Origin of the sequence: Streptomyces sp. NPDC056479 (genome assembly GCF_042795335.1) — a bacterium.
In the GTDB taxonomy this organism is placed as follows: Bacteria; Actinomycetota; Actinomycetes; order Streptomycetales; family Streptomycetaceae; genus Streptomyces.
Window position 1 is genome coordinate 279,384 of the sequence record NZ_JBHTRZ010000009.1, and the last position, 25,429, is coordinate 304,812.

A 25,429-nucleotide genomic window follows, 5' to 3' on the forward strand; every position below is an offset into this window, starting at 1 on the left:
GGAAGGCTAGGGCGCGGCCTCAGCCACGGTGATGATCTCGGTGGCGGCGGGGGTGAGCGGGCCTCGCCCCCAGTCGCCGTACTGGTCGACGACGTTGAAGCCGGCCGCGTGGAGGAAGCGGTTGAGGGTGTCGCGGCCGAGGAAGCGCAGGGTGGTGCGGCTGACACGGGGTCGTTGCCAGGTGTCGCTGTCGTAGGTCTCCGTGAAGGTCACGCGGTCTCCGAGCACGGGCCGCTGCACCTCGTGCCACACCCGTACGGCGTCCCCGTCCGGCCCCGTCACCTCGCGCACCCGCTCGGGTGTCCACGCCTCCCACGCCCGCGCCCTCGGGTTCCGGGTCTCGAACACGAAACGGCCACCTGGACGCAGGGCGGCGCGCACCGCCTCCAGTGCCGCGCGCAACTCCTCGTCGTGGACGAGCACTTGAAAGGCGTGCCCGTTCATCACGACCAGATCGAACTCCGCGCCCCAGTCCCGGGTCCGCAGATCCCCGAGCACCCACTCGACCCCGCTGTCGCGCCGCCGCGCCTGCACGAGCATGGCGGCGGCGGGATCCAGCCCCACGAGCCGCCCACGATGACCGTCATCATGAGCCCGCCGCAGCAACTGCCCCGTCCCGCATCCGACATCGAGCACGGCGCCGGCACCCATCACGAACCCGAGGTAGAAGTCGTCGCCCGGCCCCCACGGGTTCAGGATGTCGTACAACGCGGCAAGCGAGAGATCCGCGAACGAACGATCGACCACCCGCGGAAGTCTGCCACACCGGGGTCCAACACGAGGGAGAGGCAGAAGAGTTGCTGCATCACGTGGAGCTGTGGGTGCCGGATCTGGGGCGGGCGGTGGGGTCGTGGGGGTGGCTGCTGGAGCGGCTGGGCCATGAACTCCACCAGGACTGGCCGACGGGCCGCAGCTGGCGCGCGGGACGGACGTACATCGTCGTCGAGCAGTCCCCGGCGCTGACGGGCGACCACCACGACCGACTGCGACCCGGGCTCAACCACCTGGCCTTCCATGTGCCCGGCGGCCGGACCGACCTGGACGCACTGGTCGACGCGGCGTCCGAGCACGGGTGGCGGCTCCTCTTCCCCGACCGGCACCCCTACGCGGGCGGGCCGGAGCACTGTGCCGCCTATCTGGAGAACGAGGACGGGTTCGAGGTGGAGTTGGTGGCGGGCGCGGGCTGAGGCCGGTTCCCTATGATCACGTGATGATCGAAGGCAGGCTGGTACGGCTTCGCGCGCTGCGCGCCGAGGATCTCGACCATCATGTGCGCTGGCGCAACGACCCGGAGGTGGTGCACTGGGCCACCGGAGGGGATCCGCTGTTCGGTCCGGTGAGCCGGGAAGCGGTGGCGGGCTTCCACGAGGCCCGGCTACGGGACAACCCCCGCAGCGAGTCCACGTTCACGGTGGAAGAGCTCGCCGACGGGCGGCCGATCGGCATGGCCGACTACCGTGACCTCGATCCGTTCACCGGACAGGCGACGGTGGGCATCACCATCGGCGAGCGCGACCGGTGGGGCGGCGGCTACGGCTCCGAGGCACTGGAGCTTCTCGTGGGCCATCTGTTCGGGGCCTGCCGGCTCCGCAGGGTCGAGCTGGACACCTGGAGCGGCAACGAACGCGCCATGCGTGCCTTCAGCCGGATCGGGTTCGTCGAGGAGGGACGACGACGAGCCGCCGTCCGGGTGGGCGAAGCGTGGTACGACAGGGTGCTTTTCGGGATGCTTCACGAGGAGTGGACGGAGCGCCGGGCCACGGACGGGCGTTAGGCCCGTCTCGGGCGCTCAGCGCACGACCCGCCCCCGCAGCACGATCCGCCTCGGATGCCGCAGCACCCCCGGCTCCCGTCGAGGGTCCGCGTCGTACACCGTGACGTCGGCCAGGCCGCCCTCCACCAGCCCCGGCAGGCCCAGGAAGTCCCGGGCCGTCCAACTCGCCGCCCCCACCGCCACATCGGCGGGGAGCCCGGCGGCGATGAGATGCCCGACCTCGGTGGCGACGTTCCCGAAGGGCGCCGAGTCCGTGCCGGCGAGGACGGTGACGCCGGCGTCGTAGGCCTCGCGCACCCGGCGGATCATGATGCCGTGCCCCTCGTGCCAGAGCCGGCCGCGCGGGTTGTCGATGACCTGGGGCGCTCGGCGGGCGAACGCGGTGAGGGTGGGGACGTAGGTCGTCCCGTGCGCGGCCATCAGCGCCACGCACTCCTCCGGCATCGCCATCCCGTGCTCGATCGAATCGACGCCCGCACGGGCTGCGTTGAGCACCCCCTGTGCCGACTGACAGTGCGCGGCGACCCGTCCCCCCGCCGCGTGCACCGCGTCCACGACCGCGCGCAGGACGTCGTACGGCACCGGGTCCGCCTCGTAGTCCCAGTCACCCATGAGCTTGCACCAGCCGTCGTGCGCCTTGGCCTCGGCGACGGCGACGGCGACCAGGTCGTCGGTCACGGTGTGGAAGTCGGCGTTCCGCGACAGCCCGGCCCAGGCCAGCCACCGCCCGGCCGTGATCATGCGGGGCGCGTCGGGGGCCTCCCGCATCTCGTCCGGGATCTCCCCGAGCAGCCCCGGAAACCGCAACGCCGTCGTCCCGGCGTCCCGATGCGCGGCGATCTGCTCGCCGAACGCGTCCGGGTCCCACCGCGGCTCGTCCTCGGACGGGGCCCCCGGGTGCGTGTGCACGTCGACCAGCCCCGGCAGCAGAAATCCCCCGTCGGCCACCGTCTCCGCCTCGGCGGAAGGCCGGTCGAAGGTGATGCGGTCGCCGAGCACCCAGAGGTCGCGGAGGGTGCCGTCGGGGAGGAGCGTGCCGCGCAGGTGAAGGGCCATGCCCTCCAACCTAGTTGCTCATCTCGACCCTGAGCCACCCGTCACAAGGGCGAGGGCCCGCGCCGGGGAGGCGCGGGCCCTCGGTCCCCTGGAAGCGGACGTTCATGGGCTCGGGTCAATGGGCCGGTGAAAGTCCGTTCCGTGCTCGGCGACCGACGAAAAGGGGTGTGTCAGGCCGCCGGCTGGGGGTCCTTGGCGAGACGGGGCGCGGGGGCCGCGTCGTCCGTCTCCGGGTAGTGGCAGGCGGTCAGATGGCCGGGCTTGTTGCCCTCGACCTGGACCAGCGGCGGTGCCTCGGTCGAGCACTTCTCCGTCGCCTTCCAGCAGCGGGTGCGGAAGCGGCAGCCGGAGGGCGGGTTGATGGGGGAGGGGACGTCGCCCTGGAGGCGGATGCGCTCCCGGGGGGTCTCCTCCACCGTCGCCTCGGGCACGGCGGACAGCAGCGCCCGGGTGTACGGGTGGCGCGGGTTCTCGTACAGGTCGTCGCGGTCGGCGATCTCGACGATCTTGCCGAGGTACATGACCGCGACGCGTTGCGAGAAGTGCCGTACGACGGCCAGGTCGTGGGCGATGAAGACGAACGCGATGCCGAGTTCCTGCTGGACCTTCTGGAGCAGGTTCACCACCTGTGCCTGGATGGAGACGTCCAGGGCGGAGACCGGCTCGTCCGCGACGATCAGCTTCGGCTCCAGGGCCAGGGCACGGGCGACGCCGATGCGCTGGCGCTGGCCGCCGGAGAACTCGTGCGGGAAGCGGTTGAAGTGCTCGGGGTTGAGGCCCACGATCTCCAGCAGCTCACGGACGCGCTTCTCGCGGCCGCCCGCCGGGTTGACGTTGTTGATCTCCATCGGCCCGGAGATGATCTTGCCGACCGTCTGGCGCGGGTTCAGCGACGCGTAGGGGTCCTGGAAGATCATCTGGATCTCGGACCGGATCGGCGCCAGCTGCTTGCGGCCCGCGTGCGTGATGTCCTGGCCGCGGTAGGAGACCTTGCCGCCCGTCGGCTCCAGCAACCGGGTGATCAGCCGGCCCGTCGTCGACTTGCCACAGCCCGACTCGCCGACCAGACCGAGGGCCTCGCCCTCGGCCACCTGGAAGTCGAGACCGTCCACGGCCTTGACGGCGCCGACCGTGCGTTTGATCGGGAAGCCGCCCTTGATCGGGAAGTGCTTGGTCAGACCGCTGACGTCCAGGAGCGGTTGCGCGTTGCTCATGATGGTGAAGTCCCGTCTCGTGTACGTCAGTCAGTGCCGGGATCCGGCGAAGTCGGCGAAGAGGTCCGTGCGCTGCTCCAGCGGCAGGTGGCAGGCGGAACCCCTGCCCTCCACCACGTCCAGCGCGGGCCGCTCGGTGGAGCACAGCCCGCCCGCGACCTTCTCCGCGAAGGTGCACCGCGGGTGGAAACGGCAGCCCGAGGGCGGGTTCAGCAGCGACGGTGGCGCACCCGGGATCGGCGAAAGCGGCACGTCGACCGGGCCGTCGAGGCTCGGCATGGAGCTCAGCAGCCCAAGGGTGTAGGGGTGCTGCGGCGTCTGCAGCACCTCCTTCTTGGTGCCCCGCTCCACGCACCGGCCGCCGTACATCACCAGCACGTCGTCCGCGATGTCGGCGATGACGCCGAGGTCGTGGGTGATGAAGATGATCGCCGTGCCGAACTCCTGCTGGAGGTCCTTGAGCAGGTCCATGATCTGGGCCTGGACCGTCACGTCGAGGGCCGTGGTCGGCTCGTCGGCGATCAGCAGCTCGGGGTCGCAGACCAGTGCCATCGCGATCATCGCGCGCTGGCGCATACCGCCGGAGAACTGGTGCGGGTAGTCGTCCACCCGCATGTCCGGCTGGGGGATCCCGACCCGGCGCAGCAGCTCGATCGCCCGCGCCCGGGACTCCTTCCTGGAGGCACCGGTGTGCTTGCGGTACGTCTCGCCGATCTGCGTGCCGATGGTGTGGTACGGCGACAGCGAGGCGAGCGCGTCCTGGAAGATCATGGACATCTTGTTGCCGCGTAGCCGCTCCATCTCCCGCTCGGAGGCGGTGAGCAGCTCCTTGCCGTCCAGCAGGATCTCGCCGTCGATCGTGGTGCGGAACGGGTCGTGCAGGCCCAGGATCGTCAGGTTGGTGACGGACTTGCCGGACCCCGACTCACCCACGATGCCGAGCGTCTTGCCCTTGGCGAGGTCGAAGGAGAGCCCGTCGACGGCCTTGACGATGCCGTCCTCGGTGGAGAAGTGGACCTGAAGGTCCCTGACGGAGAGGAAGGGCTGCTGATCGGTGCTCGTCACGGGGACGCTCCTGGAGGGGTGATGCGAGGGGGATTGCCCGGTGGGGCGGTGGGAGGGATTCGGCTCGGCGGAGGTCAGGCGAGCCGGATCCGCGGGTCGATGAGGGCGTAGACGGCGTCCACGATGATGTTGGCGAAGACGATCGCGCCGGCCGCAAGGAGGGTCACACCGAGCAGCATGGGCAGGTCGCTCTGGTCCACGGACTTCACCGCGAGCCGGCCGATGCCCGGGAGGCTGAAGGTCGACTCGGTGATGATGGCACCGCCGATCAGCGTGCCCAGGTCGATGCCGAACACCGTGACGATGGGGCCCATCGCGCCGCGCCAGGCGAACCGGAAGAAGACGTTCGACCGGGACAGGCCCTTGGCGCGGGCCGTACGGACGTAGTCCTCACTGAGCTGCTCCACCAGCTGGGAGCGGGTCATACGGGTGTAGTTGGCCGTGAAGATGATCGCGAGGACCAGCCAGGGCAACAGCAGCCCGGAGAACCAGGCGGCCGGGTTGTCGGTGAGCGGGGTCCACTGCGGCTGGTCGAGCCATCCCAGCTGCGCGACGAAGAAGAACATCGCGATGTAGCCGACGAAGTAGATCTGCAGCGAGGAGCCGAGCAGCGAGGCCGAGCTGGCGAACTTGTCCAGGAACTTGCCCTGCTTGAGGGCCGCGATCATGCCGGCGCCGACGCCGAGGATCAGGAAGACGACGGCCGCGCCGAAGGCGAGCGAGAGGGTCGTCGGCAGACGGTCCATGATCGTGCCGAAGACGGGCTCGTTGTTCGAGAAGGAGTACCCGAGGCACGGGGCTTCGCAGTGGCCCCAGGTGGTGTAGTCGCGTCCGACGAACACGCCGACGAGCCACAGCCAGTACTGCACCGGGATCGGCTTGTCGATGCCCAGGTTCTGCCGGATCTGCGCCAGGTTCTCGGGCGTGCAGTTCTTGCCGCAGGACATCATCGCGGGGTCACGCGGCACGGCGTAGAAGAGCCAGAAGGTGATGGCGCTGATGATCAACAAAATGACCAGCGCGCCGGTGACTCGGCGGACAAGGAAGCGGAACATGAGGCGTGACTTTCCGGACGGGGCGCCGTCGCCGGGGGGAAGTAGAGGGGGGTGGGCCGCAGGGGCGGCCATATGGGATGGCCGCCCCCAGGGTGTCGTGCTCGCTTACTTCATGGCGTAGAGCTTGGAGAGCGCGACGCAGGTGTTGCCGGCGTCCCAGATCACGTTGCCGACCTTGGAGCCGTACATGTAGTTCCGGATCTTGTGGTAGTCCGGGACGACCGCGGCCAGCTCCATGATCATCTTGTCGACGTTGCCCCAGGCCTTGTTGGCCTCTTCCACGTCCGCGATCTTGCCCGCGGCGTCGATGGCCTTGTTGACGCCCGGGTCGTTCAGCTGGGCGTAGTTGCTGCGGCCGTCGCCGATGTTCTTGCCGCTCCAGCAGGGGTAGAACTGCGAGTAACCGCCCGGCCAGTCCGGGCTCCAGCCGGCGGCGAACAGGTCGAAGTCGTTGTCGATCTTGCCGATCTGGGTGTAGAACGTCGACTTGTCGACCTGCTTGTTGACGACCGTGAAGCCGGCCTCTTCCAGCGCGTTCTTGATCGCGACGGCGGTCTTCACCGCGGTGTCCGACTGCTGGTAGGCGATGACCAGCTTCTGGCCGACCTTGCCGGCCTCCTTCAGCAGGGCCTTGGCCTTCTCGGGGTTGCCGCCCGGCTTCTTGTCGACGCCGTACAGGTCGAACTTGGTGTAGCCGGGGGTCACCGGGGCGAAGATCGTGGTGGCGACCTCCTGGCTCGCGGCGCCGCCGCCGATGGTCTGGAGCTGCTGGTGCGGCCAGGCGTAGTTGATGGCCTGGCGGACCTTGACGTCCTTGATGCGAGTCATGTTGATCGGCCAGTAGTACGTGACCGTGTCGACCGCGGTGAGCACGCGCTTCTTGTACTCGGCGTTGGTGAGAACCTGGGCGAGGCGCTCGGGGGCGACCTCGTTGAAGATCGGCACCGCGTACTGGTCGTTGCCCTGGTCCGCGATCCAGCGGTCGGTCGAGGCGACCAGCTCGTAGCCGAACTGGAAGAGGTACTTGTCCGGGTAGGCGTTGCGGATCGGGTCCGTCTTCGGGTCCCAGTGCTCGTTGCGCACGAAGGTCATCGACTTGCCGATGCTGCGGCTGTCGATCTTGTACGGGCCGCAGGAGACCGGCTTCTTGTCGTACTTCTCCTTGGTGTCGGCCTTCTTCGGCACGAACGCGTAACCGCGCATCGCCAGCGTGTAGTTGAAGTCGACGCGGGCTTCCTTGAGGCGGAAGGTGACGGTCTTGCCGTCGATCTCGATGGAGTCGAGGCTCTTGCCCTCGTAGGGGCCCTTGTACTTGTCGCCGCCCTCGAGGAAGTCCTGGACGTAACGCGGACCCTCGGTGACGAAGGACGCGAAGAGGCGCTCGAAGGTGTGGCGGACGTCGTCCATGGAGAGGTCGGTGCCGTCCTCCCACTTGATGCCGTCCTTGATCGTGTACGACCAGGTCTTGCCGCCGTCCTTCATGGTGCCGGCGTCGGTCGCGGCGTCGCCGACCAGGATGGCGTTGCCCTTGTCGTCCAGCTTGTAGCCGGTCAGACCGCGCATGATCGGCACGGTGATGGCGGCCTCGGTCGAGACGTAGATCTGCGCCGGGTCCATGTGGTCCATGTCGAACTGCTGGAGCGAGTAGATCGTCCCGCCCTTGACCGCGCCCTTGACCTCGGGGGCCGGGCCGGTGGAGTCGGCCTTGGTGCCCACCGGGATCTCGGTGGTCTTGGAGCCGGTGACCTTCGGGGCCTTGTCCTGCGAGCCGCCCTCGCTGCCGCTGCTGCATGCGCTCAGCACCGAGGTGGACGCCGCGGCCACGCCGGTGGCGATCAGGAAGTTTCTACGCGAGAAGGACATCGCATCCTGCCTTGAAGTGGGTTGATGAGAGAGATCCGGCACCCCGGCTGTTGCCGTGGTCCTGAAAAGAGCCGGAGTCAGCGCTTGGACTTCGGGTCGAGTGCGTCACGCACCGAGTCACCGAGGAGGTTGAACGCGAGCACGAAGATCACCATGGACAGGCCCGGGAAGAGCATGAAGGTGAGGTCCTCGGTGTAGAACTGGGCGCCTCGCTGGATCATGACGCCCCAGTCCGGGGTCGGGTCGATCATGCCGACGCCGAGGAAGGCGAGACCCGCCTCCGCGGTCACGAATGCCGGGAGCATCAGCGTGGACTGGATGATGATCGGCGTCCACAGGTTGGGCAGCAGCTCCTTGAAGACGATACGCCGCGGTGATGCGCCCGTGACCTTGGCCGCCTCGACGAACTCCCGCTCACGCAGGCCGAGTACCTGGCCGCGCAGCAGACGGGCGATGGACGCCCAGCCGAAGGCGGAGAGCACGATGATCAGGCCTGCGGCACGTAGCGAGGTCGGGATGTTCTCGTCCGGAGCCACGAAGAGCCCGTACACGACAGGCATGAAGGCGATGAAGAAGAGGGTGGACGGGAACGACAGAAGGATGTCGATGATCCGGCCCACCAGGTAGTCCGTCTTGCCGCCGAGATAGCCCGCGGTGACACCGATGACCACGCCGACGACGACGGTGAGCACGGTGGCGGCGAGGGCGATGCCCAGCGAGGTGCGGATCGCGTAGAGCAGGAAGGTGAAGACGTCGCGGCCGAGCTGCGGCTCGACGCCGAACCAGAAGTCGGAACTGATGCCGCCGTTCGGGCCCGCCGGGTACGCGAAGGCGTTGAGCAGCTCGGGCTGCTTGCTCGCATAGGTGGTGTACGGATCCTTCCCGTACAGCTTGGCTATCAGCGGAGCACCGAGCGCGATGGCGAAGAAGAAGATCACGATGTACGCCGATATGACGCCCGTGCGGTCCCGCTTGAAGCGGTTCCACGCCAGCCGTCCCGGCGAGCGGCTCTCGCTGCCCTTATGGGTGGAGGGCGAAGGCGACTTGTCGATGCTCTCGTCAGTCGCCTCAAGCGGGGCAGCCGCGGATGGAGTTGGGGGGGTCATGGTGCTCCTGGCCCAAGGGAGGGTCTGATGACTCCGCAGGGCACGCTCCCCTACGGGCTACGCCGGACTTTTTCAACGCAATTCATTCAAGGTCAATAAATTCTCGGCCGAGTTGGTTGTCTCTTTACGTTCTTTACCCTGCCTTGACCATTCCGTAGCTACGCGGGTAGCGCAACGTGATGGAGTCGTGCCTTGACTCGGACCAACAGGACTATTCGGGCAACGAGTTCGTTATGCGGACGCTCCAGTACCGAAATGTGTACATCCAAGGGTCGTAATCCAACGGTTCGGCATCGGATGGCGAAGATCCATTGCGTGACCCCTCGAAGATCGGCGGACCGGGTGAAGGGGGTGGGTGGGAGAAGTCCGTTTCGTCGCCCCCGCGGATGCGTGCATCCGGATGGTGTGTCGCCCCATTGGCCGGAGCCCGTGTGCGGTATGCGGCTTTTGAGTCGATATTGGCCCGTAATGGATCAGCACCAGAGGAGGCACTCCATGCGCGGAGCCACATACGCCGGATGGGCCGCATGCGCGATGGCGGTTGCGCTCGTGACGACGGCCTGCGGTGGCGGGGGTGACAGCGGCAGTGCCGGAGGCGCGGTGCTGAGTTCCTCGTGGACCGATCCGCAGAACCCGCTGGAGCCGGCCAACACCAACGAGGTGCAGGGCGGCAAGGTGCTGAACATGATCTTCCGGGGGCTGAAGCAGTACGACCCGAAGACCGGCGAGGCCGAGGACGTGCTCGCCGAGCGGATCGAGACCACCGACTCGCGGAACTACACCGTCACCGTCAAGGACGGCTGGACCTTCAGCAACGGTGAGAAGGTCACCGCCAGATCCTTCGTGGACGCCTGGAACTACGGGGCGAGCCTGAAGAACAACCAGAAGAACGCCTACTTCTTCGGCTACATCGAGGGCTACGAACAGGTGCACCCGGAGAAGGGCGCCCAGACCGCGGCCACGATGTCCGGCCTGAAGGTGGTCGACGACCGCACCTTCACCGTCCGGCTCAGCCAGAAGTTCTCCAGCTTCCCCGACACCCTCGGCTACAACGCCTTCGTCCCGCTGCCCCGGGCCTTCTTCGACGACCACGCCGCCTGGCTGGCCCAGCCGGTCGGCAACGGCCCGTACACGGTGGAGTCGTACACCAAGGGCTCCGAGATGCGGCTGACGAAGTGGGCCGGCTACCCGGGCGAGGACGCGGCCCGCAACGACGGGGTCACCCTCAAGGTCTACACGGACAACAACACGGCCTACACCGACCTGATGGCCGGCAACCTCGACCTCGTCGACGACGTACCGGCCCAGCAGCTGAAGAACGTCAAGGCCGATCTCGGCGACCGCTACCTCAACACCCCGGCCGGCATCATCCAGACGCTGTCCTTCCCGCACTACGACAAGGACTGGAACAAGCCCGGCTCGGTCAAGGTCCGCCAGGGCCTGTCCCGGGCGATCAACCGCGAGCAGATCACCCGGACCATCTTCCAGGGCACCCGCACCCCCGCCACCGACTGGACCTCACCCGTCCTCGGCGCGGAGGGCGGGTACAAGGCGGGGCTGTGCGGACAGCTGTGCGAGTACGACACCGCCGCGGCGAGGAAGCTGATCGAGGAGGGCGGCGGGCTGCCCGGCGGTCAGGTGAAGATCACATACAACGCGGACACCGGCTCCCACAAGCTGTGGGTGGACGCCGTCTGCAACTCCATCAACAACGCCCTGGACAACGACCGGGCCTGCGTCGGCAACCCGATCGGCACCTTCGCCGACTTCCGGAGCAAGTCCACGACCCAGAAGCTCTCCGGTCCCTTCAGGGCGGGCTGGCAGATGGACTACCCGCTGCCGCAGAACTTCCTCCAGCCGCTGTACTACACGGGCGCCTCCTCCAACGACGGCAAGTGGTCCAGCCAGGAGTTCGACAAGCTCGTCGACGAGGCGAACGCCGAGACCGACCCCGCGAAGGCAGTGGAGATGTTCCAGAAGGCCGAGGCGGTCGTCCGGGACAACATGGCGTCCATCCCGCTCTGGTACCAGAACGGCAGCGCCGGCTGGTCCGAGCGGCTGTCGAACGTGGCCCTCAACCCCTTCAGCGTCCCCGTCTACAACGAGATCAAGGTCGGCTGAGCCCGCCATGGGGCAGTACGTCGTCCGGCGCCTGCTGCAGATGGTCCCGGTCTTCATCGGGGCCACCCTGCTGATCTTCCTCATGGTGAACGTGATGGGCGACCCCATCGCGGGCCTGTGCGGCGACCGGCAGTGCGACCCGGCGACCGCGGCCCAGCTGCGCAAGGAGTTCGGCCTCGACAAGCCCGTGTGGCAGCAGTACCCGACCTACATGGCGAACGTCTTCACCGGCGACTTCGGGACGGCGTTCAACGGCCAGGAGGTCACCGAGCTGATGTCCACGGCCTTCCCCGTCACCACCCGGCTGACCATCGTCGCGATCGTCTTCGAGGTCCTCATCGGGATCACGCTGGGCGTCGTCACCGGCCTGCGCCGCGGCCGCCCCGTCGACACGGGCGTCCTGCTCCTCAGCCTCGTCGTCATCTCCGTCCCCACCTTCGTCACCGGTCTGCTGCTCCAGCTGCTGCTCGGCGTGGAGTGGGGCTGGATCCGGCCGTCCGTCTCCCCGGCGGCCCCCTTCGGCGAGCTGATCCTGCCGGGCCTCGTCCTCGCCTCGGTCTCCCTCGCGTACGTCACCCGCCTGACCCGCACCTCCATCGCGGAGAACCGGAGCTCCGACTACGTCCGTACGGCCATCGCCAAAGGCCTGCCCAGACGCCGGGTCGTCACCCGGCATCTGCTGCGCAACTCCCTCATCCCCGTCGTCACCTTCATCGGCGCCGACATCGGCTTCCTGATGGGCGGGGCGATCGTCACCGAGCGGATCTTCAACATCCACGGCGTCGGCTATCAGCTCTACCAGGGCATCCTGCGCCAGAACACCCAGACCGTCGTCGGCTTCGTGACGGTCCTCGTCCTCGTCTTCCTCCTCTGCAACCTGGTCGTCGACCTCCTGTACGCCGTACTCGACCCGAGGATCCGCTATGCCTGAGCCGCCGTTCGACTCCGAGGGGGCCGTCGCGGGGACGGGGGCCGGAGCGGCCATGCGCCTCGCCACGACCGAGGCACAGACGCTGGAGAAGCGGCCGGCGGCCCCCGACGGGGTGGAGCCGGGCGGCGGTACGGAACCGGCGGGCAAGCCCCGGTCCCTGTGGTCCGACGCCTGGCGAGACCTTCGCCGCAACCCGGTCTTCGTCCTCTCGGCCCTGATCATCCTCTTCCTTCTGGTGATCTCCCTGTGGCCCTCGGCGATCGCCTCCGGCAGCCCCCTCAAGTGCGACCTCGCCAAGGCCCAGCAGGGCTCCGCGCCCGGCCATCCCTTCGGCTACGACGGACAGGGCTGCGACGTCTACACGCGCACGGTCTACGGCGCCCGTACGTCCGTCACGGTCGGCGTGTGCGCCACGCTCGGGGTCGCGGTCCTCGGCTCGGTGCTGGGTGCGCTCGCCGGCTTCTTCAGCGGCCTGTGGGACTCGGTCCTGTCCCGGATCACCGACGTCTTCTTCGCGATCCCGGTGGTCCTCGGCGGTCTGGTCCTGCTGTCGGTGGTGACGAGCAACAGCGTCTGGCCGGTCATCGGCTTCATCGTGCTGCTCGGCTGGCCGCAGATCTCCCGCATCGCCCGGGGCGCGGTCATCACCGCCCAGCAGAACGACTACGTCCAGGCCGCCCGGGCCCTGGGCGCCTCCCCCACCCGCATCCTGCTGCGCCACATCGCCCCGAACGCCGTGGCGCCGGTGATCGTGGTGGCGACCATCGCGCTGGGCACCTACATCGCCCTGGAGGCGACGCTGTCCTACCTGGGAGTGGGCCTCAAACCCCCCAGCGTCTCCTGGGGCATCGACATCTCCGCGGCCTCCCCGTACATCCGCAACGCCCCCCACGCCCTCCTGTGGCCCTCGGGGGCCCTGGCGATCACGGTCCTGGCGTTCATCATGCTGGGCGACGCGGTGCGCGACGCCCTCGATCCGAAGCTGAGGTGAGCGGGCCATGGAGTTCGCGGCGCGAGAGGCGGGGCGGCGCGCAGGCGACGCGCTTTTGCGGGACGCCGTGGCCGGCCGCGTCGGTCATCCGGACCCAGCGGCGCCACCCTGCCCTGCGCCCCACGCCACGTTCCCCGTTCCGAAGCCGAGGTGAGCCGACGTCATGCTGCTCGAAGTGCGGGACCTGCACGTGGAGTTCAAGACCCGGGACGGGGTCGCCAAGGCCGTCAACGGGGTCAGCTACGGGGTGGACGCGGGGGAGACCCTCGCCGTGCTCGGTGAGTCAGGCTCCGGGAAGTCCGTCACCGCGCAGGCGATCATGGGGATCCTCGACATGCCGCCCGGCAGGATCACCGGCGGCCAGGTCCTCTTCCAGGGCAGGGATCTGCTCCGGCTGAAGGAAGAGGAGCGGCGCAAGGTCCGCGGTGCCGAGATGGCGATGATCTTCCAGGACGCACTGTCGTCCCTCAACCCGGTGCTCTCCGTGGGCGAGCAGCTCGGCGAGATGTTCGTCGTGCACCGGGGCATGTCGCGCAAGGACGCGCGCGCGAAGGCGGTCGAGCTGATGGACCGCGTACGCATCCCCGCCGCCAAGGAGCGTGTCAGGCAGTACCCCCACCAGTTCTCCGGCGGCATGCGCCAGCGCATCATGATCGCGATGGCCCTCGCCCTGGAGCCGGCCCTCATCATCGCCGACGAGCCGACGACCGCCCTCGACGTCACCGTCCAGGCCCAGGTCATGGATCTGCTGGCGGAGCTGCGGCGCGAGTACGACATGGGCCTGATCCTCATCACCCACGACCTCGGCGTGGTCGCGGACGTGGCGGACCGGATCGCGGTGATGTACGCGGGCCGGATCGTGGAGTCGGCGCCGGTCCACGACATCTACAAGGCGCCCGCCCACCCGTACACCCGCGGCCTGCTGGACTCCATCCCCCGGCTGGACCTCAAGGGCCGGGAGCTCGACGCCATCAAGGGCCTGCCGCCCAACCTCATGAACATCCCGCAGGGCTGCGCCTTCCACCCCCGCTGCCCGATGGCCCAGGACGTGTGCCGCACCGACGTGCCCGCTGTGCACGAGGTCTCCGAAGCGCGGGGCAGCGCCTGCCACTTCTGGAGGGAGTGTCTGAATGGCTGAGGCGATTCTGGAGGTCAGCGGGCTCGTCAAGCACTACCCGCTCACCCGGGGCATCCTCTTCAGGAAACAGGTCGGTTCGGTGAAGGCCGTCGACGGCGTCGACTTCACCCTCCACCGCGGCGAAACCCTGGGCATCGTGGGCGAGTCCGGCTGCGGCAAGTCGACGGTCGCCAGGATGCTGGTCAACCTGGAACGCCCGACGGCAGGCTCCATCAAGTACAAGGGCGAGGACATCACCAGCCTCTCCGGCCGCGCCCTGAAGGCCGTACGGCGCAACATCCAGATGGTCTTCCAGGACCCGTACACCTCGCTCAACCCCCGGATGACGGTGGGCGACATCATCGGGGAGCCGTTCGAGATCCACCCCGAGGCGGCACCCAAGGGCGACCGGCGCAGGAAGGTCCAGGAACTGCTGGACGTCGTCGGGCTCAACCCGGAGTACATCAACCGCTATCCGCACCAGTTCTCCGGCGGCCAGCGCCAGCGCATCGGCATCGCCCGGGGCCTGGCCCTGCGCCCGGAGGTCATCGTCGCCGACGAGCCGGTCTCCGCGCTGGACGTCTCCGTCCAGGCTCAGGTCATCAACCTGATGGCCCGCCTCCAGAGCGAGTTCGACCTCTCCTACGTCTTCATCGCCCACGACCTGTCGATCGTCCGGCACATCTCCGACCGGGTCGGGGTGATGTACCTCGGCCGGATCGTGGAGATCGGCAGGGACGCCGAGATCTACGACCACCCCACGCACCCCTACACCCAGGCGCTGCTCTCCGCGGTCCCCGTCCCCGACCCCGAGGCCCGTGAACACCGTGAGCGCATCATCCTCGCGGGCGACGTCCCGTCCCCGACGAACGTGCCCTCCGGCTGCCGCTTCCGCACCCGCTGCTGGAAGGCGCGGGAACGCTGCGCCGAGGAGGTGCCGCCGCTCACGGTGCCGCCGTGGTTCCGGGAGCCGAGCGGACTCGCGGCGCACGACTCGGCCTGTCACTTCGCCGAGATGAAGGCATAGCCCGACAAACACACATCAACTGCGTTAACACACAGGCAACTTGGCCGACCCGATTCCGATATACGGACGCGACAGTCTGAACAGCGTACGGCCGTGCGGGTGCCGTAAACGGACCGGGGCGCGCCATGTCGCCCCGGTCCGTTGCCGTGTGTGCTTCCGGTGAAAGCCACGGGGCCACCGTGTGTGAATGGGAACACACTTTCTGTTTCCTGTGTGAACTGTTAGGTTTTCCTGTGACTGGCGGGGGGCCGGATGCTGACCACATCACCCCCCGTGCATGGAACTACATGGGGGATTTCTTTCGCATGCGCGCCAAGACCGCGTTTCGCTCTGCCCTGGCCATTTCCGCTCTCGCGCTGATCGGCACGTCTGTGCCGGGCCAGGCCGTCGCCGCCACCGACAACGCGTCGGCCGGGGCGGCCGTCGTCCAGACCGACGACCTCACCTTCGCCTCGCAGGCGACCAAGGCCGACCGCTCCATCGTGGCCGCGAACCCGCAGGCCGCCGCCCGCGCCGCGACCGTGTGCGGCTCGGGTTACACGAAGATCCTCACCGCGAAGAGGCTGCCGAACGACAGCACCCGGTACGCGACCGTCTACGTCTACACCGACGGTTCCACGACCGGTCCGCGGATCTACGACAAGCCGACCTGCGGCGTGCTGCACAACGAGACCGGATCCGCCCAGTACATGGGCATCCGGCTGAAGGACAACTACACCGACACCCCGGACGACGAGGACTTCGGCACGTTCAGCACGTACGCCGGTCCCGTGCGCCAGAAGAAGGGCTACTGCGGTGAGGTGTACTCGTACATGAAGAAGGGCGGCAGGGTCGTCATCGACAACATCTCGTCGGTCGGCACCTGCAACTGACCACCGCCATCGGCGGTTTCCTCTTTCGGCCGGGACTCGTGATCCCGATTCCGGTGCGTCGGCGTCGTTCCGGCGCACCGGACTGATGCCACATCCCGGGCGCGCTGTCGTCGCGCTCGTGGCCAACTCCGGCCCGGCCTGATCACACATCACTTCACCGCACCCGTCGCCGTATGCCCTCGGCGGCGGGGCGCTCCGCCGTGCCCGCTTGCAGCTGCCCGGCACGCGGACCCACCGTGAAAGTAGGAAATTTGAGACGCGACATACTGCGGTATGCGCGCATCCCCCTGACAACGGCAATCGTCATGTCGTTGTCGGCGGGCATCGCCACGACCCAGGCATACGCAGAGGCCGCCCCGCCCGGTGCGGCCGACGGATGGTCGGCACCGTCCTCGCGCGGCGCCGACGAGCAACCGGGCGCCATCCCCGCCAAGAAGCGGGAGGGTGTCCTCGGCAAGGACTACCGCTCAAGCAAGGACCGGGCGTTCACCACCATCGGTGACGGCACCGGCTTCCATGTGCTGATCGCCGACGAGAAGGACGGCTACGCCTGGAAGACCGCCGCCTCCCTCTCCGAGCCCGGCTTCGACACCGACACCTGGATCGGCAACGCCTGCCTCACCGAATCCGGGAAGTACGCGGCGGTGGCATACGCGCCCCGCACCTTCACCAACAAGCCAGAGCTGATGACGCGCGGCGCGTTCACCGCGCTCGTCGACCTCTCCAACGGCGAGGTGCGCAAGCTCCCCTTCACCGCCACGCTCGGCTACTTCTCGCCCGGCTGCGGGACCGGTGAGCAAGCGGTGTTCACCGCGCTGACGGACGACGAGGCCACCAAGGACCGGACCCGGCTCGTCACCGTCGACGCGCGCACCGGCAAGGTGCGCGCACGGCAGACCGTGAACGGACAGGTCACCTCCGCGATCCCCACGAAGCAGGGCATCGTGGCGGCGGAGGGCAATCACGTCGTGCGCGTCGCCGGCTCCGAAGTGCGCGTGGTGGCCCGGACGAAGACCACCCCGTTCCAGCTCAAGGCGGACGCCGGTGGCGGTGTCACCTTCATCGATCGCGAACCCTCCGCCGACAGGCTGCGTGCCACCACCGACGAGCGGGCCACGGTCAACCGTGTCACCGCCGCGCAGATCAGCACCCCCAGGGCGAAGTCGCGTCCCGCCGCCCTCGCGTCCGGCCGCCTGGCCGCGTTCGACCTCACCTCGACCCCGGCGGGCGAGGTGTACGTCACCGGCAGGGCGACGACCACCTCCCGGTCCGCGGGCTCCCTGCACAACCCCGGGGGACTCGCCAAGGACGCGCGCATCTCCAGCCGCGGACAGGCCGCCGTCAGCACGCGCTGGGCGGACGGGAAGACCTCCCGCATCACCCAGTCCGAGGCCGACTCCGCCCGCCTGGTGCGCACGGACATCAAGGCGCTGGACACCGGCCGGACCTCGGTCGTCGACACCAGCCCCGACGCCGCGGTGCTCGGCACCCCGACCCGTCACAGCAAGGGCAACGACCTCACCCCCGCGATCACGTTCGGCGGGAGGCAGGGCTCGTCCCGGGCCGCCACCGTGGACACCGAGCGCGCCTGCTCCGTGCCGCGCAACGACCCCAAGAAGCAGGCGTTCCAGCCGACCCCGCGGCAGATCGAGTGGGCCGTGGACCAGGCCGTAGTCGGCAAGCTCAACAAGGGCGCCTCGCGGTCCGCGAACTGGAAGAACACCGGCATGCCCGCGTACGCGCCGCAGTCGCTGTTCCCTCTGCGGACCTTGAGCGGCGGCTCCGGTGAGGACTGGCACATCCCGGCGACGGTGATGCTCGGCATCACGGCGCAGGAGTCCAACATGTGGCAGGCCGCCCGTACGACGGTCCCCGGCGTCACCGGCAACCCGCTGATCGGCAACTTCTACGGCGTGCCGTACTCGGCGGACGGTGACCAGGCCGACCCGTTCTTCATCGAGTGGGGCGAGGCCGACTGTGGCTACGGCGTCACCCAGGTGACCGACGGCATGCGGATGAAGGGCAAGGAGAAGCCCGGCGAGACCGCCCTGTCTCCCACGCAGCAGGATGCGGTGGCACTGGACTACGCGGCGAACATCGCCGCCGGTGTCAACATCCTCATCGAGAAGTGGAACCAGACCCGCGCCGACGGGATCGTCGTCAACGACGGCAAGCCGAAGTACATCGAGAACTGGTTCGCCGCGCTGTGGACCTACAACACCGGCTATCACCCCAAGTCGAAGCCGGAGAACGGCAAGTGGGGCCTGGGCTGGACGAACAACCCCGCCAACCCGCTGTGGAAGGCCAACCGCACTCCGTTCCTGGAGACCGCCGACGGCGGAGACGCCTACTGGCACGCGGCGAACCCGCAGGACTGGCCGTACGAGGAGAAGGTGATCGGCTGGGCCGCCCGTCCGATCTCCGCGATGTTCAAGCCCGGCGACTTCCAGGCCGGATACAAGCAGGCCTGGTGGAACACCACCATGGACCGCACGCTCGCCAAGCCGCCGGTCGGCCTGTTCTGCGACGCGAGCAACGACTGCGACCCGGCCAAGATCACCGACACGGACAGCAACACCACCGGCAAGGGCGCCTGCAAGCTGCCCGGTGACCCGGACGAGCACAACCCGCTGTACCTGAAGTGCTGGTGGAACAAGGCGGCCAAGTGGAAGGACTGCAACACCCGCGCCCAGTGCGGCAACCCGATCCACCGCTTCGACGACACCTACCCCGAGCAGCCCGACGCGGACTCCTACCCGCCGCGCTGCAACACCGGTCTGCCGGCCGGCTCGCTGATCGTCGACGACCTGCCCAACGGCACCGTTCCGGCGGGCTCCTCCAACCGGTGTGCGGGCGTGTCCTCCCAGGGCAAGTTCGAGCTGACCTTCGCGCAGCCCAACGGCCGGGTGGACCTGCACCAGATCGGCGCCGGCAACGGCAACCACTTCTGGTTCACCCACACCCGCTCCAAGACCGGGGACGCCAACGGCATCCGCATGTACACCAAGGGCACCTGGACCCTGAACAGCACCAAGCGGGGCTGGATGCGGGTGTTCACGCACATGCCGGACCACGGTGCCCACACCCGGCAGGCCGCCTACCGCGTCGGCGGCACCGACTCCAAGAGCCCCGTCCGGGTGCACCCGCAGCGGGTCGGTGAGAACAAGTGGGTCGACCTCGGGGTGTTCAACTTCACCGGGACCCCGACCGTCTCGCTGGACACGGACACCGCCGACGGGCGCGGCGAGGAGGACATCGCCTGGGACTCCGTGGCCTTCCAGCCGCTGCCGGGGAAGCCGAAGAACTTCGTGGTCGCGATGGGTGACTCCTACTCCTCCGGCGAAGGTGCCACCGAGCCGGGCGGCAAGGACTACTACGCGGAGACCGACTTCCGCGACAAGGTGAACGAGAAGGCCCACGACGAGGGCAAGGCCGAGGTCGACACGACCTCGAAGTGCCACCGGTCCAAGATCGCCTGGTCCCGCCAGGCGACCCTGCCCGGCCACGCCAAGTCCATCGGGGCGTTGTCCGACGCCCGCGACAACAACATGGACTACCACTTCGTCGCCTGCTCCGGCGCGCGCAGCTACAACGTGCTGACCGGCGGCCAGGGCGAGGTCCCGCAGATCGACGCGGGCTACCTCGACCAGAACACCTCCCTGGTGACGATCAGCATCGGCGGCAACGACGCCCGCTTCACCGACGTCGTCAAGAAGTGCGTGGACATCCCCGTCCCCTCCCTCGTCAACTGCCAGGCGGCGTCGATTGCCAACATCGACCCCGACAACGGCAAGGAGATCGGCGGGGAGACCGGCCGCCTGGACGAGTGGGCGCCGAAGTGGCTGCACGACGCGGTCCGGCCGCGGATCGCGAGCCTCCTGAGGACCATCCACAGCAAGGCGGAGAACGCCAAGATCGTTCTCATGGGCTACCCGCGCCTGCTGGAGAAGGACGGCTCCTGCCTCCCGGCGCTGGACAACGTCGAGGGCCAGTTCATCAACAAGGTCGCGGACGTCCTCGCCGACGAGATGAAGGGGGCGGCGTCCGACGCGGGTTCCTACGCGGTCTTCTCCGACCCGCGCGACGAGTTCGCCGGCAAGGCGATCTGCGGTGATCCCGAAAGCGTGCACGGCATCGTCATGACGGGCCGCGCCGAGGCGGACGCGGACTCACCGGCTCCTTCGATGCAGTCGTTCCACCCCAAGCCCGCGGGTGCCCGACTGTACGCCGACTCCCTGGAGCACACGCTCCAGGGCAACTGACGCGCCACATCCATGGGGCCGGGCGCACCCGCCCGGCCCCTCCCCACGAAGGGAACCTCATGCGCAAGCTGCTCACCACTGCCGGACTCGCCGCCTCCGCACTCGCGACCGGCGTCCTGCTGGCCACGCCGGCGGCCGCCGCCTCGGCCGACTCGGACTTCGAGGTGTACTTCCCCGGCAACAAGCCGGAGACGCTCTACAACGTGACGAACACCGCCGACGCCGCCAGCGGCAAGATCACCGCGAAGTCCGTCGTCTCCTGGCAGATCCTCGTCGACCAGGTGGTCGACAACAGCAAGCGGTTCACCAGCTTCAAGATCACCACCCGTCTCGAGTCGCGCCCCGGCAAGGACAGCGCCGACGTCGTCGAGACGTCCAGGACGTGTGACCTGACCAAGATCGTCAACGACGAGTACAGCTGGTTCCTGATCGAGCCCGTGAACACCTGCGTCGCCCCGTCGATGACGTACGACGGTGAGGTCTGGTGGTCGTCGGACTCGACGATCGTCTACGACATCGAGGGCGACGGAAAGGGAGCGGTCACCAAGCAGCTCCAGGGCTCGCCGCTGGTCCACGGCTGACACGGGTGACAGACGGGCCGGCGTCCTGAGCGGATGAGTACGGGTACTCAGGACGCCGGCCCGCCCCTACGAAAGGCTTGACCCATGGAACGCCGACCACGTGAGCACGACGGTCTGATCGCCGTCCTCGTAGGCGTCTTCGACATCCTGCTCGTGATCATCCTCGGCCTCGGCATGGTCGTCTCCGGTATCGGATCCGGCTTCGACGAGTACGCCGACCGGCGGGCGGCCGAGGATCAGCACGGCATCCTGGTCTTCATCGCATGCGTGACCGGCGCAGGCTTCGCTCTCGCCATGATCCTGCGCTACTGGAAGACCGGTGTCGTCCACCTGCTGCTCACCGGTCTTCCCCTCCTGGTCTTCCTCGGCGGACAGGGCAACTGACCCGCAGACGGGGTCAGTCCAGCCCCAGCGACCGCTTCAGGAAGTCGAGCTGGAGCAGCAGCAGATTCTCCGCGACCTCCTCCTGCGGGGTCATATGGGTCACCCCGGACAGCGGCAGCACCTCGTGCGGGCGGCCGGCGGCGAGCAGGGCCGAGGACAGGCGCAGGGAGTGGGCGACGACCACGTTGTCGTCCGCGAGACCGTGGACGATCACCATCGGGCGGTGCGGCTCGGCCGGGTCCACCAGGCCCGTGTCGTCGATCAGCGAGTTGCGCCGGTAGACCTCCGGCTGCTCGTCGGGGTGCCCGACGTAGCGCTCCTGGTAGTGGGTGTCGTACAGACGCAGATCGGTGACCGGGGCGCCGACGACCGCCGCGTGGAAGACGTCCGGGCGGCGCAGCACCGCGAGTCCCGCGAGATAGCCGCCGAAGGACCAGCCGCGCACGGCCACCCGGGTCAGATCGAGCGGGAACCGCTCGGCGAGCGCCTGGAGCGCGTCGACCTGGTCCTGCACCACGATGGCCGCGATGTCGTCCTTGACGGCCTTCTCCCAGGCGGGCGAGCGACCGGGCGTGCCGCGGCCGTCCGCGACGATCACGGCGAAACCCTGGTCGGCGAACCACTGCGAGGTGAGGTGCGGATTGTGCGCCGCCACCACCCGCTGGCCGTGCGGACCACCGTAGGGATCCAGCAGCACCGGGAGCGGGGTGTCACCGGCGTAGTCCCGAGGCATAAGCACGGCGCACGGAATGCGGCGTGCGCCCCCTTCGGTGAGGGTCATGCGCGGGGTCAGACCGGGATCTTCGGCGTACGACCGGACCGTCGCCGTCCGCTTTCCGTCGTGGAGTACCTGGACCTCGGCCCCGGGGCGATCGGGCGTGTGGGACACCAGTACCGTCACGCCCCCGGCGCGTACCGCCGCGTGCACGCCGGGCTCCTGGGACACACGCTCCACGCCGAGCTCGTTCACCCGATACACATGCACTTCGCCGGTCTCCGGATGGGCCGCGGCCTCGCCCGCCGACGCCGAGATCAGTACGTCGTCCGACGTGACGTCCAGGACCGCACGGACGTGCAACTGCGGTCCGGTCAGCGGGCGTTCGCCCACCGTGAGGACGCGCGCGCCGCCTTCGTCGGCGATGCGCACGAGATGCCCGGCAGGGCTCCAGCAGGGCACCCCAGGGAAAAGATCCAGCCATTGTGGATCTTCGTCCGCGTGGACCATCCGGGTCGCCCCGGTCGCCGGGTCCACGGCGAGGAACAGCTGGCTGCGCTGGTCGCGCGCCTGTACGAGCAGCAGCGGCGCACCCGCCGCTGACCAGTGCACTCGCGCCAGATAGGGGTACCGCGCCCGGTCCCACGAGACCTCCGTGCGCACCCCGTCCAGACCGATCACGAACAGCCGTACGTCCGCGTTCGGTGTCCCCGCCGCCGGATACGCCACCCGCTGCGGCTCGCGCTCCGGACGTGCCGGATCGGAGATCCACCACCGGCGCACCGGCGTGTCGTCGGCGCGCGCCACCAGCAGCAGGTCCGACTCGGGCCCCCACCAGAAGCCCCGGTAGCGCGCCATCTCCTCGGCCGCGATGAACTCGGCCAATCCGTAGGTGACGCCGTCCGACTCCGGCTCGGCGAGCGCACGGTCGCCCTCACCTTCGGCGCCGACCACGCGCAGGGCACCCTGCGCGACGTACGCGATGTGCCGTCCGTCGGGGGAGGGGCGCGGGTCGATCACCGGCCCGGGGACCGGGAGTTCGCGTGCCGTACCGGCTTGCAGCTCGGCCGTGAAAAGCCGCCCTGACAAGGCGAAAGACGCCAACTCCACGGCGTTGTCGGTGGCGTGGGCGATGATGCCGGCGCCACCCTCACGGCTGCGCTCGCGCCGCGCCCGCTCCTCGGGCGAGAGGTCTTCCGAGGCGCCGCCCAGGAGGGCGCGCGGGTCGGCCGCCACGCGCTCCTCACCGCTCGCCGTGTCGAGCACCCACAGCGAACTCGCCGGGTCCGTACCGGAGGTGGAGCGCAGGAACACGACACGGTTGCCGTCGGGCGCCACCGTGAACGCGCGCGGCGCGCCGAGGGTGAAGCGCTGGGTGCGGGCGTGCCGTCGGGGGAAGGACACAGGCTCGGTCGTCATGCCCTGACCATATTGGCCAGTGCGCCCCCTTGTGCGGCTGTGCGCCGATCGATGCGCACGTACGGATAGTTATGATCACTGTCGCATAGTGGGTATGAACCTGCTGGCCGCTGCATGGATTTATCTGCCCCCATAGTCCGACCCCCGCGCCTGGGATTCTTGGAGGTGAGCCGCCGTGGCACTCTCGATTTCGGCGGTGGTGCTACTGGCGATCATCGTCTTTCTGCTGATCAAGAAATCAGGGCTGAAGGCCGGCCACGCGGTCGTCTGCATGCTGCTCGGTTTCTATCTGGCGTCCTCGACCGTCGCTCCCACCATCAGTGAGCTGACGACGAACATCGCGGGCATGATCGGCAGCATCAAGTTCTGAGCGACGCCGCGCGGTGTTGTCGGCGGCGCCTCGTAGGGTGGGGTCCATGACGGATCTGCCCGACCGGCGTCTCCTCCTGGTGCACGCGCACCCGGACGACGAGTCGATCAACAACGGCGCGACCATGGCCAAGTACGCGGCCGAGGGTGCCCGGGTGACCCTGGTCACCTGCACCCTCGGCGAGCACGGCGAGGTCATCCCGGCCGAGCTTCAGCACCTGACCGGCACCGCCCTGGGCGAACACCGCCTGGGCGAGCTCACCGCCGCGATGCGCGAGCTCGGCGTCGAGGACTTCCGTCTCCTCGGCGGCCGAGGCCGCTATGAGGACTCGGGGATGATGGGCATCGCCGACAACGACGACCCGGCAAGTCTGTGGCAGGCGGACGTCGAGGCGGCAGCCCGCGCGCTGGCCGAGGTGATCCGGGAGGTACGCCCCCAGGTCCTCGTCACCTACGACCCCGACGGCGGCTACGGCCACCCCGACCACATCCAGGCCCACCGCATCGCGATGCGCGCGGCCGAGCTGGCCGCCGACGCCGGGTGGGAGATCCCCAAGGTCTACTGGAATCGCGTCCCGCGCACGGTCGCCGAGGAGGCGTTCGCCCGGCTTCAGGCGGATCTGCCCGCACTGTCCTTCGGCAAGTCCGCCACCGTCGACGACGTACCGGGTGTGGTCGACGACGAGCGCGTCACCACCGTGATCGACGGCACCGCGCACGCTGGTGCCAAAGCCGCCGCGATGCGGGCGCACGCCACCCAGATCGAGGTGGCCGACCTGTATTTCGCGCTGTCCAACGAGCTCGCGCAACCCCTCTTCACCACCGAGTACTACGAGTTGGTGCGCGGCGAGCGGGGAGCGGGGACGGAGTCCGACCTGTTCGCCGGTCTCGGGTCCGGGGAGGCGTCATGAGCTCGATGCTCGCCCAGCCGCTGAAGCTGAAGCGGCCCTCCGCGCTACGGGTCCTCGCCTACCTCGGGCTCTTCGTGCTCGGCGCGGTGGTCGGCGTGGCCGGGGCGCTGGTGCAGCCCGCGTGGTTCCCGGGCGGCCTGCTGCTCGCGCTCGCGGGCGAGGCCGGGCTCATGCTGGGCGCCGGCCGGGCCGTGGGCAGCCGGGCCGGGGCCGTCGCGCCCGCCGCCGGCTGGATGATCACCGTCATTCTGCTCACCGCCACCCGCCCCGAGGGCGACTTCGTCTTCGGCACGGGAGCCGCCTCCTATCTCTTCCTGCTCGGCGGCATCGCTGTTGCTGTGATCTGCGCCACCCTCGCACCATTGCGGCAACCGGGTGGTGACCGCGTCCGACTTGGCAAGTGACGTACCACTTCTCCACACCGCACACGTGCGAGTCCCGTGTGGGTTTCCCAGGCGGTCGTGGGATACGGGCCAGAAGTGGCCAGTATGGTGGAGCGCGCCGCCGAGCCGTCCGCAGCGATGAGGTCGAATGGGCGGCGGAGCCAACCGGGAGAACATGCCTTGAGTCGTGAAACTGACACTCCGTCCTCCGGG

The 25,429-nt window shown here is 68.7% G+C and carries 22 protein-coding genes; 14 read left to right on the plus strand and 8 right to left on the minus strand.

Annotated elements, in window-relative coordinates; translation table 11 throughout:
* Positions 1–6: 6 nt before the first annotated feature.
* Positions 7–747, minus strand: coding sequence for a class I SAM-dependent methyltransferase (locus tag ACFQ6S_RS32735; protein WP_383417898.1), 741 nt, complete (start codon positions 745–747; stop codon positions 7–9).
* 50 nt (positions 748–797) lie between these two features.
* Here ACFQ6S_RS32735 and ACFQ6S_RS32740 point away from each other — a divergent pair, with 50 nt between their 5' ends.
* A complete protein-coding gene (locus ACFQ6S_RS32740) occupies positions 798–1,187 on the plus strand; it encodes a VOC family protein (RefSeq protein ID WP_383417900.1) in 390 nt (129 codons plus the stop codon).
* Between the two features lie 23 nt (positions 1,188–1,210).
* The gene (locus ACFQ6S_RS32745) at positions 1,211–1,774 is read left to right on the plus strand and encodes a GNAT family N-acetyltransferase (protein ID WP_383417902.1); all 564 of its coding nucleotides are present in this window, start codon (positions 1,211–1,213) and stop codon (positions 1,772–1,774) included.
* 15 nt (positions 1,775–1,789) lie between these two features.
* On the opposite strand, the gene ACFQ6S_RS32750 is transcribed toward ACFQ6S_RS32745, so the two are convergent.
* The 6 genes from ACFQ6S_RS32750 to ACFQ6S_RS32775 form a co-directional block, all read right to left on the minus strand.
* Positions 1,790–2,830, minus strand: coding sequence for an amidohydrolase family protein (locus ACFQ6S_RS32750; protein WP_383417905.1), 1,041 nt, complete (start codon positions 2,828–2,830; stop codon positions 1,790–1,792).
* A gap of 170 nt (positions 2,831–3,000) precedes the next feature.
* Positions 3,001–4,044, minus strand: a complete 1,044-nt coding sequence (locus ACFQ6S_RS32755) for an ABC transporter ATP-binding protein (RefSeq protein WP_383417908.1) — start codon at positions 4,042–4,044, stop codon at positions 3,001–3,003.
* A 30-nt stretch (positions 4,045–4,074) separates the two neighbouring features.
* A complete protein-coding gene (locus ACFQ6S_RS32760; RefSeq protein ID WP_383417911.1) occupies positions 4,075–5,109 on the minus strand; it encodes an ABC transporter ATP-binding protein in 1,035 nt (344 codons plus the stop codon).
* A gap of 74 nt (positions 5,110–5,183) precedes the next feature.
* Positions 5,184–6,164 carry an ABC transporter permease gene (locus tag ACFQ6S_RS32765; protein ID WP_330356066.1) on the minus strand — a complete coding sequence of 327 codons (981 nt, stop codon included), beginning with the start codon at positions 6,162–6,164 and terminating at the stop codon, positions 5,184–5,186.
* Between the two features lie 105 nt (positions 6,165–6,269).
* Complete coding sequence (locus tag ACFQ6S_RS32770) at positions 6,270–8,027, minus strand: ABC transporter substrate-binding protein (protein WP_383417914.1); 1,758 nt, start codon at positions 8,025–8,027, stop codon at positions 6,270–6,272.
* Between the two features lie 77 nt (positions 8,028–8,104).
* Entirely contained in the window at positions 8,105–9,133 is a 1,029-nt protein-coding gene (locus tag ACFQ6S_RS32775; RefSeq protein ID WP_383417917.1) for an ABC transporter permease, read from the minus strand.
* Positions 9,134–9,628: 495 nt separating this feature from the next.
* On the opposite strand from ACFQ6S_RS32775, the gene ACFQ6S_RS32780 reads away from it, so the two are divergent.
* The 9 genes from ACFQ6S_RS32780 to ACFQ6S_RS32820 all read left to right on the plus strand — a co-directional run bounded on the left by ACFQ6S_RS32780 (position 9,629) and on the right by ACFQ6S_RS32820 (position 21,419).
* Positions 9,629–11,254, plus strand: coding sequence for an ABC transporter substrate-binding protein (locus ACFQ6S_RS32780; protein ID WP_383417920.1), 1,626 nt, complete (start codon positions 9,629–9,631; stop codon positions 11,252–11,254).
* A gap of 7 nt (positions 11,255–11,261) precedes the next feature.
* Positions 11,262–12,185 carry an ABC transporter permease gene (locus ACFQ6S_RS32785; protein WP_383417923.1) on the plus strand — a complete coding sequence of 308 codons (924 nt, stop codon included), beginning with the start codon at positions 11,262–11,264 and terminating at the stop codon, positions 12,183–12,185.
* Positions 12,178–13,176: an ABC transporter permease gene (locus ACFQ6S_RS32790; RefSeq protein ID WP_383417926.1), complete on the plus strand. Its 999-nt coding sequence runs from the start codon at positions 12,178–12,180 to the stop codon at positions 13,174–13,176. Before ACFQ6S_RS32785 ends, ACFQ6S_RS32790 begins: the two co-directional genes overlap by 8 nt.
* Before the next feature lie 163 nt (positions 13,177–13,339).
* Positions 13,340–14,314: an ABC transporter ATP-binding protein gene (locus tag ACFQ6S_RS32795; RefSeq protein ID WP_383417928.1), complete on the plus strand. Its 975-nt coding sequence runs from the start codon at positions 13,340–13,342 to the stop codon at positions 14,312–14,314.
* Positions 14,307–15,320: an ABC transporter ATP-binding protein gene (locus tag ACFQ6S_RS32800; RefSeq protein ID WP_383417930.1), complete on the plus strand. Its 1,014-nt coding sequence runs from the start codon at positions 14,307–14,309 to the stop codon at positions 15,318–15,320. The genes ACFQ6S_RS32795 and ACFQ6S_RS32800 overlap by 8 nt, the downstream gene beginning before the upstream one ends.
* A gap of 305 nt (positions 15,321–15,625) precedes the next feature.
* Positions 15,626–16,192: a hypothetical protein gene (locus ACFQ6S_RS32805; RefSeq protein WP_383417933.1), complete on the plus strand. Its 567-nt coding sequence runs from the start codon at positions 15,626–15,628 to the stop codon at positions 16,190–16,192.
* 305 nt (positions 16,193–16,497) lie between these two features.
* Positions 16,498–20,454, plus strand: coding sequence for a NocE (locus ACFQ6S_RS32810; protein ID WP_383417936.1), 3,957 nt, complete (start codon positions 16,498–16,500; stop codon positions 20,452–20,454).
* A gap of 59 nt (positions 20,455–20,513) precedes the next feature.
* Positions 20,514–21,035, plus strand: coding sequence for a hypothetical protein (locus ACFQ6S_RS32815; RefSeq protein ID WP_383417939.1), 522 nt, complete (start codon positions 20,514–20,516; stop codon positions 21,033–21,035).
* A gap of 84 nt (positions 21,036–21,119) precedes the next feature.
* Entirely contained in the window at positions 21,120–21,419 is a 300-nt protein-coding gene (locus ACFQ6S_RS32820) for a hypothetical protein (protein WP_383417942.1), read from the plus strand.
* Between the two features lie 13 nt (positions 21,420–21,432).
* On the opposite strand, the gene ACFQ6S_RS32825 is transcribed toward ACFQ6S_RS32820, so the two are convergent.
* A complete protein-coding gene (locus ACFQ6S_RS32825) occupies positions 21,433–23,553 on the minus strand; it encodes a prolyl oligopeptidase family serine peptidase (RefSeq protein WP_383417945.1) in 2,121 nt (706 codons plus the stop codon).
* Between the two features lie 175 nt (positions 23,554–23,728).
* Here ACFQ6S_RS32825 and ACFQ6S_RS32830 point away from each other — a divergent pair, with 175 nt between their 5' ends.
* Genes ACFQ6S_RS32830 through ACFQ6S_RS32840 form a run of 3 tightly spaced genes read left to right on the plus strand, consistent with a single transcriptional unit; the run spans position 23,729 to position 25,237 of the window.
* On the plus strand, positions 23,729–23,923 hold the full coding sequence (locus ACFQ6S_RS32830) for a hypothetical protein (protein WP_019755516.1): 195 nt from the start codon (positions 23,729–23,731) through the stop codon (positions 23,921–23,923).
* 46 nt (positions 23,924–23,969) lie between these two features.
* Entirely contained in the window at positions 23,970–24,833 is an 864-nt protein-coding gene (gene mshB, locus ACFQ6S_RS32835) for an N-acetyl-1-D-myo-inositol-2-amino-2-deoxy-alpha-D-glucopyranoside deacetylase (RefSeq protein WP_383417949.1), read from the plus strand.
* The gene (locus ACFQ6S_RS32840) at positions 24,830–25,237 is read left to right on the plus strand and encodes a DUF6113 family protein (protein WP_383417952.1); all 408 of its coding nucleotides are present in this window, start codon (positions 24,830–24,832) and stop codon (positions 25,235–25,237) included. The genes mshB and ACFQ6S_RS32840 overlap by 4 nt, the downstream gene beginning before the upstream one ends.
* Positions 25,238–25,429: the final 192 nt, after the last annotated feature.

Bases quoted from the DNA above. Each gene is read 5' to 3' on its own strand.
- ACFQ6S_RS32745 (WP_383417902.1), top strand. From the start codon at position 1,211: ATGATCGAAGGCAGGCTGGTACGGCTTCGCGCGCTGCGCGCCGAGGAT.
- ACFQ6S_RS32750 (WP_383417905.1), bottom strand. From the start codon at position 2,830: ATGGCCCTTCACCTGCGCGGCACGCTCCTCCCCGACGGCACCCTCCGC.
- ACFQ6S_RS32755 (WP_383417908.1), bottom strand. From the start codon at position 4,044: ATGAGCAACGCGCAACCGCTCCTGGACGTCAGCGGTCTGACCAAGCAC.
- ACFQ6S_RS32765 (WP_330356066.1), bottom strand. From the start codon at position 6,164: ATGTTCCGCTTCCTTGTCCGCCGAGTCACCGGCGCGCTGGTCATTTTG.
- ACFQ6S_RS32770 (WP_383417914.1), bottom strand. From the start codon at position 8,027: ATGTCCTTCTCGCGTAGAAACTTCCTGATCGCCACCGGCGTGGCCGCG.
- ACFQ6S_RS32775 (WP_383417917.1), bottom strand. From the start codon at position 9,133: ATGACCCCCCCAACTCCATCCGCGGCTGCCCCGCTTGAGGCGACTGAC.
- ACFQ6S_RS32780 (WP_383417920.1), top strand. From the start codon at position 9,629: ATGCGCGGAGCCACATACGCCGGATGGGCCGCATGCGCGATGGCGGTT.
- ACFQ6S_RS32785 (WP_383417923.1), top strand. From the start codon at position 11,262: ATGGGGCAGTACGTCGTCCGGCGCCTGCTGCAGATGGTCCCGGTCTTC.
- ACFQ6S_RS32790 (WP_383417926.1), top strand. From the start codon at position 12,178: ATGCCTGAGCCGCCGTTCGACTCCGAGGGGGCCGTCGCGGGGACGGGG.
- ACFQ6S_RS32795 (WP_383417928.1), top strand. From the start codon at position 13,340: ATGCTGCTCGAAGTGCGGGACCTGCACGTGGAGTTCAAGACCCGGGAC.
- ACFQ6S_RS32800 (WP_383417930.1), top strand. From the start codon at position 14,307: ATGGCTGAGGCGATTCTGGAGGTCAGCGGGCTCGTCAAGCACTACCCG.
- ACFQ6S_RS32805 (WP_383417933.1), top strand. From the start codon at position 15,626: ATGCGCGCCAAGACCGCGTTTCGCTCTGCCCTGGCCATTTCCGCTCTC.
- ACFQ6S_RS32810 (WP_383417936.1), top strand. From the start codon at position 16,498: ATGTCGTTGTCGGCGGGCATCGCCACGACCCAGGCATACGCAGAGGCC.
- ACFQ6S_RS32815 (WP_383417939.1), top strand. From the start codon at position 20,514: ATGCGCAAGCTGCTCACCACTGCCGGACTCGCCGCCTCCGCACTCGCG.
- ACFQ6S_RS32820 (WP_383417942.1), top strand. From the start codon at position 21,120: ATGGAACGCCGACCACGTGAGCACGACGGTCTGATCGCCGTCCTCGTA.
- ACFQ6S_RS32825 (WP_383417945.1), bottom strand. From the start codon at position 23,553: ATGACGACCGAGCCTGTGTCCTTCCCCCGACGGCACGCCCGCACCCAG.
- mshB (WP_383417949.1), top strand. From the start codon at position 23,970: ATGACGGATCTGCCCGACCGGCGTCTCCTCCTGGTGCACGCGCACCCG.
- ACFQ6S_RS32840 (WP_383417952.1), top strand. From the start codon at position 24,830: ATGAGCTCGATGCTCGCCCAGCCGCTGAAGCTGAAGCGGCCCTCCGCG.